This is a genomic window from Nonomuraea sp. LPB2021202275-12-8 (genome assembly GCF_037044575.1).
In the GTDB taxonomy this organism is placed as follows: domain Bacteria; phylum Actinomycetota; class Actinomycetes; order Streptosporangiales; family Streptosporangiaceae; genus Nonomuraea.
On sequence record NZ_JBAHWD010000016.1, the window covers coordinates 118,643 to 131,505 of the forward strand.

Genomic DNA, 12,863 nt, shown 5'->3' on the forward strand with positions numbered 1-12,863 from the left:
GGGATGGACACGGAACGGTTGATCATGCGCAGGTGGCGGGAGAGCGACAGGGAGCCGTTCGCGGCCATGAACGCCGACCCCGAGGTGATGGAGCACTTTGTCGCCCCGCTGACCAGGGCACAGAGTGACGCGATGGTCGACAGGGTCGAGCAGGGCTTCGACGAGCACGGCTACGGGCTGTGGGCGCTGGAGGTGCGGGCGACGGGGGACTTCATCGGCTTCACCGGGCTGGCGCTGCAGACGTTCGAGGCGCCGTTCACCCCTGCGGTGGAGGTCGGCTGGCGGCTGGCCAGGCATGCCTGGGGCCACGGCTACGCGATCGAGGCCGCCCGGCAGGCCGTCGCCTACGGCTTCGACGAGTCAGGGCTGACGGAGATCGTCTCCATGACCGCCGTACACAACGATCGCTCCCGCGCGGTGATGGAACGGCTGGGCATGACCCGAGACCCGGCCGACGACTTCGAGCACAGCAAGGTACCGGCGGGCCACCCGCTGCGCCCGCACGTCCTCTACCGGCTCAGGCGCTCATAGCGTAGAGGACGTCGCGCAGGGACGCCTCGCGGCCTCGCGGCCAGACGAGACGCAGGGCCAGGCGGGGCGCGTCGAGTTCGAGCGGCACCAGCGCGCCCGAGGCCAGGTCGGCGGCGACCGCGAAGTCCGGCAGCAGTGACCTGCCGAACCCCTGCCTGGCCCACTCGCGGGCGGTGGCGACGCTGGTCAGCTCCCTGCGCGGCGCCTCGGGGCCGAACACCCGCTCGGTGGCCAGGCGGATCGAGCATCCGGGCGCGGAGACGAGCAACGTGTCGCGGTCCCCGCCGGGGGCCGCGACCAGCAGCAGCTCGACCTCGCCCACGTCCAGGAAGTCCAGGTCGGCCGGTGGCACGAAGCCGAGCGTGCCGACGCGCAGCCCCGAGTCCAGCAGCAGCGCCGCGTCCACGCCGCCGCTCGCCAGCTCGGCCAGGAGCGTCTGCCTCGGCAGCGCCCGCACCTCGACGTCCAGGTCCGGGCGGCGCTGCGACAGCCGCCGCACCACGTCGGGCAGCCGCGTCGCGGCCAGCATCTCCAGCGCTCCGATCGTGACCCGCCGCCGGTGGCCGACGACCTCGCGCCGCACCTCGTCCGCGTGGTCGAGCAGCTCTCGCGCCCGCCCGAACAGCAGGCCGCCCCGCTCGGTCGGTCGCATGCCGCGGGGAGTCCGTTCGAACAGGGTGACGCCGAGGCTCTCCTCCAGCCTGCGGATCTGCTCCGACACCGACGCGGGGGCGAGTCCGAGCGCGTTCGCCGCTCCGGTGACGGTGCCCGCCCCCACGACTGCGACAAAAGCTCTCAAATGACGCAGATCCATGCGAGGCAGCATACGGGTTTCCCGAACGCCGCCTCCGGTCCAGGCTGTTGAGCACGTACGACCCCGCCGAGCAGGCTGGCGCGCATGAAACTGATCGGAGTCTGTCTCGCCTACTTCCTGGTGCTGCTCGACACCACCGTGCTGACGATCGCGCTGCCCGACCTGCGTGCCACCTTCGGCGGCTCGGTGGCGGGCCAGCAATGGACGGTGAACGCCTACACCGTGGCCTTCGCCGCCGCATTGCTCACCGGCGGAGCGATCGCCGACAGGTACGGCGCGGCCAGGGTCTTCAAGGCAGGCGTGGCGGCCTTCGGCCTCCTCTCGCTGGTGAGCGCGGCGTCACCGGCGCTCGAGGTCCTCGTGGGACTGCGCGCGGCGCTCGGCGTGGCGGGCGCGCTCTGCCTGGGCGGCTCGCTCGGCCTGATCGCCGAGCTCTTCCCCGCCCCGGCCGACCGGGCGCGCGCGACCGGGGTCTGGGCGGCGGTCACGGGTTCCGCCCTCGCGGCCGGGCCGCTCCTGGGCGGCCTTCTGGTGGATCTGTACGGCTGGCGTGCGGTCTTCCTGATCAACCCGCCCATCGCCCTGATCAGCTGGCTGGCCGTGCGGGGCGTGCACTCGCCGCCCGGCGGGCGCCGCGTCGACTGGGCCGTGCAGGGACTGGCCTGTCTGTCCCTGGGCCTGTTCGCGCAGGCGCTCATCGGCGCCTCGGTCCCGGTCGCCGCCCTGGCCTGCGCCGCGCTGGCCGCACTCGTGCTCGTCGAACGGCGCAGCCATGCTCCCGCTCTGCCCGGCGGGCTCCTCGCCGCGACCTGGCCGGAGTTGCTGGCCGGCACCGCGGCCACCTTCGCCTTCTCCGGCGCCCTGTTCGTGCTGACGCTGCTCCTGCAGGACGTCCGGCACCTCACGCCGCTGGCGACCGGCCTCGCCTTCCTGCCGCTTACCCTGCCCATGACGGTCAACCCGGTCGTCACCGGGCGGATCGTCGCTCGATACGGCGCCCGGCCGCCGATCCTGGGCGGGCTGAGCCTGCTCGCGGCCGGGCTCGCGGGGGTGGCGCTGACGGAGGCGCTCACGCCCTGGCTGGTGGTGATGGGTTTCGGGCTGTCGTTCTGCCTGCCCGCACTGGTGGCCGGGGTGGTGTCGAGCGCCCCGTCGGGGAGCGCGGGCACGGCGGGCGGGGTGCTGAACGCGGCCCGCCAGGCTGGAGCCACCCTCGGCGTGGCCGTGCTGGCGGGAGTGGGTCGCCCGCTGCTGGTCGCCTCCATCGTCACGGCGCTGGCGGGCGCCTGTTACGCCGTCGCGGGCGGCCGGCGGGTGAGACGTCCCCTCGGGGCGCGTTCGTAGGAGCGAGGCTGCCACATTGACGCCGACCGGCGCCGCCACGGGACAATGACGGCCACCCCTCTGGAGGGAGCGTGGATCGCATGCTCATGAGCCTGGTGGTCCACGTGGCGAGGTTCGCGGGAGCCGTCGCGGCGATCTGGGGCGTGGCATACCCGCTCAACGGCGCCACCCAGGCTCCTGGACCCGTCGCCATCCGTGTCACATCCGTCGACCAGCTGGGACTGACCGGTGTGAAGCTCCCGCCCGGCGTCACGCTCCACGGGCACGAGCTGTCACTGGACGTCTGGGACTCCACCGTCGCCGAGCAGGTGCTCGCACGCGGCGAGGTCCTGCTGAGCGGTCTGTCCGCCGGTGCCGCCGCACTTCTGCTCGCACTGGCCGTAGCGCTCCGCGTCGCCGCCGCGCATCCGGGCGCCGGCCCCTCCGCCGAGGCGCGGACGAACATCAGCGGAGAAGCGGACACTCCCTAGTGGCGGAGCGGACGCGAAAGGCGGTTGACCGTGCCCTGAACGGGCGGCGCCCGGCAGTCTCCGGCCCTGTGCGGCCAGGTGATCATCGCGCTGGTTGTGACCAGAGTGTGCCGTAAAGTGGCACGTCATGGTGGATTGGGGTATTCGGCGTGCTTCGGCTGCGGACGTCGAGGCGGTGGCCGAGCTCCGTGCCGTGGTGATGCGGGCGGATCTGGAGCGGCTTGGACGCTACGACGAGCATCGGGTGCGGCAGCGGCTGAGGGACGGGTTCGATCCGGCGCACACCTGGGTGATCGAGGTCGGCGGCGAGTTCGCCGGCTGTGCGGCGCTACGGGAAGCCGAGGACGCCCGCTGGCTGGAGCACTTCTACCTGGCCCCGCACCTGCAGGGATGCGGTATCGGGTCGGGTGTCCTGGGCGAGCTGTTGGAACAGTGTGACCGTGACGGTGTTCCTGTCCGGTTGCAGGTGCTGCGGGGAAGTCCTGCCCGGCGGCTGTATGAGCGGCACGGGTTCACCCTGGAGACCGAGGATTCGGTGGACGTGTTCATGGTCCGCGTGCCGCGCTGCCGGTGACCCGGCCGGCGCCGTCCGGGGGCCCAAGGGCGGGCACACGAGGAGCCTCGAATCAATAAGATCGTCGCTGTTGCGATGATCCGGCGATCGGGAGCCTCGATGACTGACCCCGGCGGCTTCGGCCCCCTGGAGATGGACGAGCGCGAGGTGATCGGCCCCTACCGGATCGTGGGCCGGATGGGCGCCGGTGGCATGGGGGTGGTCTACGCGGGGATCGCGGCCGACGGCGCCCGGGTCGCGGTCAAGGTCATCCATCCGGGGTTAGCCGCCGATCCGCACTTCCACGCCCGCTTCATCCGCGAGGTCGATCTCCTGTCCCGGGTGCGCGGGCGCTGCACGGTCTCGGTGCTGGCCGCCGACACCACCGCGATGCCTCCCTGGCTGGCCACCGAGTTCGTCCCCGGCCCGACGCTCAGCACGTACGTGCGGGACAACGGGCCGCTGCGCGCGGACGAACTGCTCTCGTTCGGCGTGGACATCGCCGAGGCGCTCACCGACATCCACCGGGCCGGCATCGTGCACCGCGACCTCAAGCCCGGGAACGTGATCCTCTCCGCCTCCGGCGCGAAGGTTCTGGACTTCGGCATCGCCCGGGCTCTGGACGAGAGCGGGCTCACGGGCACCGGCGCGCTGATCGGGACTCCCGGTTGGATCAGTCCCGAGCAGTACCGGGGCGACCAGGCGGACGAGGCCGCCGACGTCTTCGCCTGGGGCGCGTTGATGGCGTACGCCTCGACGGCACGCCCGCCGTTCGGCACCGGAGCCCCCGACGTCCTCGCCTACCGCGTCATGAGCGTCGACCCCGACCTGTCCGGGGTGCCCGAACAGGTCCGCGGCCTCGTACGGAGCGCGCTCGCCAAGGATCGAGCGGCCCGGCCGGCCGCGCGCGAGGTGCTCGCCCGGGTCACCGCGCTCCGCTCGGGCACCATCCCGATGGAGGCGCGCGACAGGCGCCTGATGGTGCCGCTGTGGCCGGCCGCGGCCGTCATGGCGGCGGTCGTGGCCGCCGGCGCCGTGTTCGCGATGAGCTCGGCCGGAACGCCGGAGGCACTCCGGAGCCCGAGCGACACTCCCGCCTCCACGCACACCGACAGCCCGGAGCCGGACACGACCGAGGACCCGGACGAGGCGACGACGGCGAGCGAGGCCGCCGAGGAGACGCCCAGCCCGAGCGACACCCCGGAGAAGACACCTCCCGCCAAGAAGACGAGCGCGCGCCCGAGCCGCTCGGCCACCGGTCTGCCGTGCGCGTCCGCGAGCTCGATCCTCCGGCAGGCCGCCGCGCTGAACCACGGCAGCCTGCCGGCGGACGCCGTGGTCGTGCGCAGGCGATGCGTGGGCTACTGGGTCGCGGCCGAGCTCGACTCCAAGTCCTTCGGCGGGATCGACATGATCGCGAAGCGGAACGCGACCCGATTCCTCGACGGCGAGATCGGCAGCAACCTCTGCTCGGCGGAGAGCCGGCCGACGCTCGTCGCAAGCGCGCCGAGCAGCGTCAGAGCCTTCCTCTGCCCTCACGGCCTCGGCTGACCACTCAGTCGAAGGTCAGCACGGGCTTGAGCGTGGTCCCCTTCTCGGAGTCCTCCACCGCCTGGTTGATGTCCTCGAACGCGTACGTCCTGATCAGTCTGTCGAACGGGAAGCGGCCCTGCCGATGGAATTCGACCAGCTGAGGGATGAACAGGCGCGGCACACTGTCGCCCTCGACGATGCCGCGCACACTCCGGCCGAACAGCAGCGAGGACATGTCGAGCGAGACCTCGGTGCCGAGGACGGCGGCGCCGATCACGCCGCAGGTGCCGCCGTTGGTCAGCACGTCGACCGCCTGCCGTAACACGCTGGGGACCGCGGTGGTCTCGAGGGTGTAGTCGGGGCCGAGGCCCGTGCCCGCCACCTGGCCCAGGACGGCGGCCGGTGGCAGGAGCTCCAGGACGCGCTGCGCGCCGCGCTGCCCGCCGAGGTCGTCGTCGCCGGAGACAGCTCGCAGGTGTCCTACCTGGGCACCGCACCGTACTGGCGGTTCGCGGCGCCGCGCCGGTATCTGGTGCCCATCGGCTACTCGACCCTGGGATACGGACTCCCGGCCGCCATCGGAGCACGGCTCGCCGAGCCCGCGCGGCCGGTGGTGGCGCTGCTGGGCGACGGCGCGTTCATGTTCAGCGCGCAGGAACTGGTCACCGCCGCCGAGCTGGGCCTGCCGCTGCCGGTGATCGTCGTCGACAACCACGGCTTCGGCGAGATCCGCCAGAACATGCTCGACCGGGACATCGCCCCGTACGCGGTCGACCTGACCCGCCCCGACTTCACGGCGATGGCCCAGGCCATGGGCTGCCACGGCGTGAGGGTGACGAACGCCGCGGAGGCGGCCCAGGAGGCGGCCGCCGGCCTGACCGCCTCGAAACCGACCGTGATCGTCCTGGAGGTCGGCCCGTGACCACGACCACGGTCATCGGGACAGGTGCGGCGTAGCGCGGCGGTTCTCGCGGTTGGCCGCCGTCGGTCCCGGCTCTTCTCTCCGACCTGGGAGATCGGCTCTGTCGGCCGCGGCGGTTCCCGCAACCGGTGCCGCGAGGGCTTGCCGACGGCGGGGATAACCGTTAGACATAGGGGCTAACGGTTATAGGAGGGCCCTCATGCAGCAAGAAGTGGTGCTGGCGATGCTGGCCAAGGAGCCGTCGCACGGCTATCAGCTGCGCGCTCGGCTGCGCGACGCCCTCGGCCCTCTCGGTGACGGGATGAACGCTGGGCAGGTCTACGTCACGCTGACCCGGCTGGAGAAGGCCGGCCTGTTGGCGGTCGAGAGGTCTGCCGATGGCGCCGACCGGTCGGATCGCAAGGTGTACGCGCTCACCCCCGACGGCCAGCAGCGAGTCGCCGAGTGGATCGCCGAGGTGAGCTGGCCAAGACCCGACCTCGTGGAGTTCCATCTCAAGCTGATCGCGGCCGCGTCGGCCGGGCTGGCCGACCCGCTCACCATCGTCGACACCCAGCGACGCGAGCTGCTGCGCCGGCTGCGTGACGCCCAGCGCGCCGCCATGGCCGAGCCGGAGCGCTCGAACGCGGCGCTGCTGCTGGAGGGCATCGTGCTCCGGCTTCAGGCGGACCTGCGCTGGCTCGAGGCATGTGAGCAGAACTGGACCCACCGAAGGAGTGGATCGTGAGCAACACCGCCGACACGTCCGTGCTTCGCGCCCGCGGGTTACGAAAGGAGTACGGCAAGGGGGAGGGATTGGTGCGCGCCGTCGACGGGGTCGATCTCGACATCGGCGCGGGAGAGACGGTGGCGGTGATGGGGCCCAGCGGCTGCGGGAAGTCCACGCTGTTGCACCTGCTCGGAGGGCTGGACCGGCCCTCGGGTGGAGAGGTGTCGCTGAACGGCCGTCGCATCGACGACATCGGCGAGAATGCCCTGGCCCGGATGCGACGGTCCGCGGTCGGCTTCGTCTTCCAAGGCTTTCACCTGATGGAGGAGCTGACCGCCGTGGAGAACGTCGAGCTGTCGGCGCTGCTGGCCGGACGCTCGCCGCGGGCGGCCAGACGGCGTGCGGAGGAGCTGCTGGAGCAGGTCGGGCTCGCCGACCGCGCGCGTTTCCTGCCCTCGGCGCTGTCCGGCGGCCAGCGGCAGCGGGTCGCGATCGCCCGGGCGTTGAGCAACGAACCGCTGGTCGTTCTCGCCGACGAACCGACCGGAAATCTGGACAGCGCCGCCACCCTGGACGTCCTCCACCTCTTCGAGAGCCTGCACGAGTCCGGTCAGACGCTGGTCATCGTCACCCACGACGCGCGGATCGCGGCCACCGCAGACCGGTTGATCTCGATGCGCGACGGCGCGCTCGTGGACGAGACCAGGCTGACCGGAGGCACCACCGGGCAGCTCGGCGCCCTCATCGGGCTGGAGGACTGAGGGCGATGGGCCGCATCCTGCTCGTGGGCCGCCTCGCCGTACGTGATCTCCGGCGGCGCCGCACCGAGGCCACGCTTCTGCTGCTTGCCATCATGGCGGCCACCACGACGTTGACGCTCGGGCTCGTCCTGCGCGACGCGGCCGGCGACCCGTACCAGAGCACCCGGGAGGCGACCAACGGACCTGACGTGGTCGCCAGCGTAGGCCAGTCCGCGGAGCTTTCCAGCCTCGCGGAGCTGGCCGGAGCTCCCGGCGTCGTCGACCACAGCGGACCGTACCCGGTCACCCCGGCGAGACTTCAGGCATCCGATCGAACCTCAGACGTGCAGGCCATGGGCCGCGACGCCGCGCCCGCGTCGGTCGACCAGCCCGAGCTGATACAGGGCAGCTGGGTCAGCGATGGCGGCGTGGTGGTCGAAGCCGCCTTCGCCAACGCGCTCGATGTGCGCGTCGGTGATCCGGTCACGCTGGACAGCCGGTCGTTCGAGGTCGTCGGCGTCGCGGTCACCGCCGCCATGCCGCCCTACCCGAAGGCGTCCTGCATTGTCGCCTGCATGAACGGCGCCATTCCCGATGATCCGGCCGGATTGCCTTCGGGGTTGTTGCACAATCCCGGCCTGGTCTGGCTCACCCAGGCGGATGTGCGGACCCTTACCCCGGACCCGGACTCCCTGTCCTACGCGATGAACCTGAAGCTGGCCGACCCGGATGAGGCCCAGGTGTTCGCCGACGCCAACCACGGCGAACACGGCGGCGCTCCGCCTATGCAGACCTGGGAGAACATCCTCGAAGACGCCACCGAGCTGGCCAGAGACTCCCAGATCCTTCTGCTCATCGGAGCCTGGCTGCTCGGTCTGCTCGCCGTGGCCAGTCTCTCGGTGCTGGTCGGCGGCCGGATGGCCGATCAGACCAGACGCGTCGGACTCCTCAAAGCAGTAGGCGGCACACCGAGCCTGGTCGCTGCCGTGCTGCTCGCGGAGTATGTCCTCGTGGCCATCGTCGCGGCCGCGGCCGGGCTGGCGGTCGGATCGCTGACCGCTCCGTTGCTCACCGAATCCAGTGCCGGCCTCGTCGGCAGCGCGGGCACGCCGTCGATGACCATGTCCACGGTCGGCCTGGTGACCGCCGTGGCACTCGGAGTCGCGGTGGTCGCGACCTTTGTTCCGGCCGTGCGCGCCGCCCGTTCCAGCACCGTCAACGCGCTGGCCGACTCGCCACGCCCACCCCGCCGCATCGGCTGGCTGATCGCGATCTCGGCGCGACTGCCCGTCCCGCTGCTGCTCGCCTCGCGGGTCGCCGCCCGCCGGCCGCGACGGGTCGTCCTGGGTGTGGTCAGTATCGCGATCACGGTCAGCGGGATCTACGTCCTCCTGGTACTCAACGCCTTCCTCAGCACCCAACCGCTCGCCGGCGGATATGACGATGCTCAGGTGGAGGTGCTGCGTCACGTGCTCCTCGTCTGGATGGTCATCCTGCTCTCCCTGGCGGCGGTCAACGCCATCGTCATCACCTGGGCGACGGTGCTCGACAACCGGCGTTCGTCGGCGCTGGCGCGCGCCCTCGGCGCGACCCCCCGTGAGGTGAGTGCGGCACTGGCGGCCGCGCAGGTCCTGCCCGCGCTCGTCGGCGCTGTCCTGGGCGCCTTCCCGGGAGGCTTCGCTCTGTTCGCCGCCGTGAACGCGATCACCGGCGGCGACAGCGACAGGGCCACGCTTCCGGCGCTCTGGCAACTGCTCGCCCTGGTGCTGTCAACCGTGCTCGTGGTGGCGGCGCTCACCGCTGTCCCCGCCCGCCTCGGCGCCCGCCGCCCCGTGACCGAGACCCTCCAAGCCGAGCTCACATGATTCGAGCAGGTCTGCCGGGCCTCGGCCAACGGGTCGGCGATCTCCGAGAAGGACAGCTCGTACGGCCACTGACCCAAGTGCCGTAGCCGACGCGGGAGTCAGGCGACGCCGCGAGCCGAGGCGCACCACCCACCTCCCGGCCACTTGATCGAGGCGTGACACGTACCGCGGGGATCGGCGGCTCTTCTGGCACGCCCAAAAACTCCATCGCTCGCCGCGGCTGCCGGGCGGGAGCGCGGCAGGCGGCGGCGCTACCTGCCGTACCCGCCGCCCGGCGAGGGTCAGCTACCGGACGGCGGGTATGCCTCGGGGTTCGTCCTGGGGTCGGGCATCTTACCCCAGGACGGGTCGTCGATGACCTTGCAGGGCTTGACCGGACCGGTGACGAGGTAGCCACCGAACTGCCACAGGGCTCTGGGCTTTTCCGGGCCCGAGGTCTGGTCTTCGTCCTCGATGAACTCCATGACGGCTGTCTGTCCCGGCTTGATGTGCTGCGGATCGATCCGCACCTCGCCGCGGCCCATCCTGAACGCCTTACTGTTCGGCGAGTTCTCGATCGCTTCCCTGATCCTCTTCCGGACCTCGGGATCTCTGCTCTTGAGCTCCTCCTCGGAGAACGAGGGACCGGCGTCGGTGTGCCCGCGGTCAGGGGCACACCGGGTGCCGGGCTTGACGTAGGAGACGTCGGCGGTCAGGCCAAGTGCCGCCAGGTCCTTCGCTACCTGGGTGGGATTCCTGAACTCGTTGATCTTCAGGGTGATCGTGCCGTCAGTGTTCTTGGTGACCGCGTAGGCCGGGGTCTCCGATCCGTTGAGGAGTGGCACCGCGACGGCCGCCGCCGCCGCGATGGCGGCCACCGCCGCTCCTGTGAGCAGGCGCCGCCTGACGAGCAGGCGTCGAGCCCTGTTCCGAGCCACGATCTCGGCTTTGAGTTCCATCAGCACGTGCTCCTTGAACTTCATCGCATTCCTTCCATGACGAAGGGAGCTATCTCTGGCACGTTCCTGAGCGTGCGCCGGGCGCGATGCAGCCTGGCCCTGGCGGCTCCCTGCCGGATGCCCAGAGCGGTGGCCGCCTCGCTGATCGTGAGCTGGTCGATAACGACCAGTTCGAGCATCGCGCGATCACCGTCCGGTAGTCCGGCCATGGCCTGGAAGGCCCGCCTGGCCAGGCTCTCCGCGTCGATCCGCCCTTCGAGCTCGGCGACATCGTCGGAGTCGAGCGGCCTTCGTCCGCCTACGCGATCGGCCAGCTTCGTCTCCTTGAACGCCCGCCGCCGCTCGGCCGAGAGGGTGTTGCGAGCCACGCCGTACAACCACGCGATCTCGCTACCGCGTCCGGGCCGGTAGGTGTGGGCGGAGTCGAGCACCGCGACGAAAACCTCCGCCACCAGGTCGGCGACCGTGTTCGGATCAGCGACCCTGCGGGCAAGAAACCACGTGATCGCGTCGACATGGCGTCGGTAGAAGGCTTCGAAAGCGTCCGGGTCTGTAGCGATGTCCGCCTGTCTGCGACGCACCGGCCGTGCTCCCTTCGTCGATTACACCCCTTCTTGGTCAGCAGCCGGAAAAGCGTTATGAAAGTAAACAGACGGCGCCAATGTTCCATCGGCGGCGCACGGGCGGACCGCGGAAATCGAGTCGAAGCGCGGCCGGTTGTGACGTGCTGGCGCTGTGATCACATCGCTACGTGACAGCTTGAGTGAGATCGCTAAGAACGGAACATAATTCAGCTTATGTTCCCCTTTCCGATGTTACGCTCAAAGTGATCACCTCCTCTGCGAAAGAAGATCATCATGAGCGTACGAAGGTTCCCGTTGACTCTGCGTGTCGCCGTGAGCGGAGCAACACCGGATGAGATCAGAGAGGCTGCCGTGGCGCAGGCCCTCTCGTTCTTCGGGGCGGGCACCGAGTTGGACGTCATCAGCGCCGAAGCCGAGCCGGATGGGGAGCACCACAACCGCTATAACGCGACCGTTGTGTTCCGGAAGGTCAGCTGATGAGCCTTGCCGACGAGAGCATCGGAGATGCCATCCGTGGCAGCCGCCATCGTTCGGCATCAGTGACGATCAATGGCCGCTGAGCTGGTCGAGGCGCCACGCGGCGACCTCGCGCTACCGCTCGACCTGCCGCCGATCATCCTCGACCTGACCCGGGCGTGGCTGTGGTCGTACGACTCGCCGAACACGCGTGAGGTGTATGAGCGGAACATCCGGCGGTGGTTCGAGTTCTGTGCGGAGACCGGCCTGGACCCGCTGGAGGCACGCAAGCCGCACGGCGACGTGTTCTCCCGCTGGTTCCAGGAGACGGCCCGCCGGCCCCCGAAGCCGGCGACGGTCGCTCAGGTGCTGTCGTCGGTGTCGTCCTGGTACGAGTACCTGCACGAGACCGAAGCCCTCGACGCCAACCGGTTTAAGAAGACGCGGCGGCCGAAGATCCCGCGCAAGCACTCCGAGACGGTCGCGCTCACCAAGTCGGAGGCGCAAGACCTCCTCCGGGCGGCCGACGCCGACCATGGCCGGGAACGGCTCCGTACCTCGGCGCTGATCCGGCTGCTGCTGCAGACCGGCATCCGCATCTCCGAGGCGGTGAACGCGCAGATCGACGACCTCGGGTATGCCCGTGGCTATCGGACGCTGCGCATCACGGCCAAGGGCGGCGACACGATCACCCGGCGTCTGCCGGTGGAGACGACACACGCCCTGGACGTCTACCTCGGCGAGCGGGCACGCCGCGAAGGGGTCGAGCTGCAGGACCTGAAGGGCCCGCTGTTCGCGACCTCGACGGGCCAGAGCTGGAGCAGGTCAAAGGCGTTCGAGCTGGTAGGTCGCATCGCCAAGCAGGCGGGCATCACGTCGAAGGTGTCGCCGCACTCCCTGCGGCACACCTACGCGTCGCTGGCGCAGGAGGCCGGCGTCGCGATGCGGCAGATCCAGCTCGACCTCAATCACGCCGACGTGTCCACGACCGAGATCTATCTGCACAGCCGGGACCGGCTGGAGAAGGACGCCTCTCAGGTGGTGGCGTCGCTACTGGAGTAGGAGAATCACGTGCCCAGTGTCAGGTGACATCCAATCTGGCCGCCGATCATGGCCTGACCTCGTGCTGGCCACTCGGCTGGCACATTCCGCCCCGCAGATCGTGCCATCAAAAGTGGCTATTCTCCGGCACGAGACGCCGTCATCGGCGGGGAACGCACCATGTGCTGCGGGCCCTGACGGCAGCACATGGTGCCGTTGGACTGTGGTCGTGCAGATGGTGATGCGGCGGGCTTCCACCGGGATAGCACACCATAAGCATTAAGTAATGAACTGAATACTCTAAGTTATGGGATGGTGTAGGGGGGTCTCGATAACCTCTCCCCTCGGGAGGCACCATGCCGC

General features: G+C 70.2%; 15 protein-coding genes. 11 read left to right on the top strand and 4 right to left on the bottom strand.

The window, feature by feature from the left end:
• The first annotated feature begins 3 nt into the window (after nucleotides 1–3).
• The gene (locus V5E28_RS27220; RefSeq protein ID WP_336210511.1) at nucleotides 4–531 is read left to right on the top strand and encodes a GNAT family N-acetyltransferase; all 528 of its coding nucleotides are present in this window, start codon (nucleotides 4–6) and stop codon (nucleotides 529–531) included.
• On the opposite strand, the gene V5E28_RS27225 is transcribed toward V5E28_RS27220, so the two are convergent.
• On the bottom strand, nucleotides 518–1,345 hold the full coding sequence (locus V5E28_RS27225) for a LysR family transcriptional regulator (protein WP_336210514.1): 828 nt from the start codon (nucleotides 1,343–1,345) through the stop codon (nucleotides 518–520). The two genes, V5E28_RS27220 and V5E28_RS27225, sit on opposite strands and share 14 nt — an antisense overlap.
• A gap of 84 nt (nucleotides 1,346–1,429) precedes the next feature.
• On the opposite strand from V5E28_RS27225, the gene V5E28_RS27230 reads away from it, so the two are divergent.
• The 4 genes from V5E28_RS27230 to V5E28_RS27245 all read left to right on the top strand — a co-directional run bounded on the left by V5E28_RS27230 (nucleotide 1,430) and on the right by V5E28_RS27245 (nucleotide 5,263).
• Entirely contained in the window at nucleotides 1,430–2,689 is a 1,260-nt protein-coding gene (locus V5E28_RS27230; protein ID WP_336210517.1) for an MFS transporter, read from the top strand.
• 71 nt (nucleotides 2,690–2,760) lie between these two features.
• Complete coding sequence (locus V5E28_RS27235; protein ID WP_336210520.1) at nucleotides 2,761–3,159, top strand: hypothetical protein; 399 nt, start codon at nucleotides 2,761–2,763, stop codon at nucleotides 3,157–3,159.
• 175 nt (nucleotides 3,160–3,334) lie between these two features.
• Nucleotides 3,335–3,733, top strand: a complete 399-nt coding sequence (locus V5E28_RS27240; protein ID WP_336210522.1) for a GNAT family N-acetyltransferase — start codon at nucleotides 3,335–3,337, stop codon at nucleotides 3,731–3,733.
• A 99-nt stretch (nucleotides 3,734–3,832) separates the two neighbouring features.
• The gene (locus tag V5E28_RS27245) at nucleotides 3,833–5,263 is read left to right on the top strand and encodes a protein kinase domain-containing protein (RefSeq protein WP_336210525.1); all 1,431 of its coding nucleotides are present in this window, start codon (nucleotides 3,833–3,835) and stop codon (nucleotides 5,261–5,263) included.
• A gap of 4 nt (nucleotides 5,264–5,267) precedes the next feature.
• On the opposite strand, the gene V5E28_RS27250 is transcribed toward V5E28_RS27245, so the two are convergent.
• Entirely contained in the window at nucleotides 5,268–5,627 is a 360-nt protein-coding gene (locus tag V5E28_RS27250; RefSeq protein ID WP_336210527.1) for a zinc-binding dehydrogenase, read from the bottom strand.
• 93 nt (nucleotides 5,628–5,720) lie between these two features.
• Between V5E28_RS27250 and V5E28_RS27255 the strand changes: the two genes are divergently transcribed.
• The 4 genes from V5E28_RS27255 (at nucleotide 5,721) to V5E28_RS27270 (ending at nucleotide 9,481) form a co-directional block, all read left to right on the top strand.
• Nucleotides 5,721–6,167 carry a thiamine pyrophosphate-dependent enzyme gene (locus V5E28_RS27255; protein WP_336210528.1) on the top strand — a complete coding sequence of 149 codons (447 nt, stop codon included), beginning with the start codon at nucleotides 5,721–5,723 and terminating at the stop codon, nucleotides 6,165–6,167.
• Nucleotides 6,168–6,366: 199 nt separating this feature from the next.
• Complete coding sequence (locus V5E28_RS27260; protein ID WP_336210530.1) at nucleotides 6,367–6,894, top strand: PadR family transcriptional regulator; 528 nt, start codon at nucleotides 6,367–6,369, stop codon at nucleotides 6,892–6,894.
• Nucleotides 6,891–7,637 (top strand): ABC transporter ATP-binding protein, encoded by a 747-nt coding sequence (locus V5E28_RS27265; RefSeq protein ID WP_336210532.1) that lies wholly within the window; start codon nucleotides 6,891–6,893, stop codon nucleotides 7,635–7,637. Before V5E28_RS27260 ends, V5E28_RS27265 begins: the two co-directional genes overlap by 4 nt.
• Nucleotides 7,638–7,642: 5 nt before the next feature.
• Entirely contained in the window at nucleotides 7,643–9,481 is a 1,839-nt protein-coding gene (locus V5E28_RS27270) for an FtsX-like permease family protein (RefSeq protein WP_336210534.1), read from the top strand.
• 281 nt (nucleotides 9,482–9,762) lie between these two features.
• Here V5E28_RS27270 and V5E28_RS27275 read toward each other — a convergent pair whose 3' ends face one another.
• Nucleotides 9,763–10,443, bottom strand: a complete 681-nt coding sequence (locus V5E28_RS27275) for a hypothetical protein (protein WP_336210536.1) — start codon at nucleotides 10,441–10,443, stop codon at nucleotides 9,763–9,765.
• Nucleotides 10,440–11,000, bottom strand: coding sequence for an RNA polymerase sigma factor (locus tag V5E28_RS27280; protein ID WP_336210538.1), 561 nt, complete (start codon nucleotides 10,998–11,000; stop codon nucleotides 10,440–10,442). The genes V5E28_RS27275 and V5E28_RS27280 overlap by 4 nt, the downstream gene beginning before the upstream one ends.
• A 276-nt stretch (nucleotides 11,001–11,276) precedes the next feature.
• Between V5E28_RS27280 and V5E28_RS27285 the strand changes: the two genes are divergently transcribed.
• Together V5E28_RS27285 and V5E28_RS27290 are read left to right on the top strand one after the other, a co-directional pair.
• Complete coding sequence (locus V5E28_RS27285; RefSeq protein WP_336210540.1) at nucleotides 11,277–11,480, top strand: hypothetical protein; 204 nt, start codon at nucleotides 11,277–11,279, stop codon at nucleotides 11,478–11,480.
• 72 nt (nucleotides 11,481–11,552) lie between these two features.
• Nucleotides 11,553–12,521 (top strand): tyrosine-type recombinase/integrase, encoded by a 969-nt coding sequence (locus V5E28_RS27290; protein ID WP_336210543.1) that lies wholly within the window; start codon nucleotides 11,553–11,555, stop codon nucleotides 12,519–12,521.
• Nucleotides 12,522–12,863 lie beyond the last annotated feature (342 nt).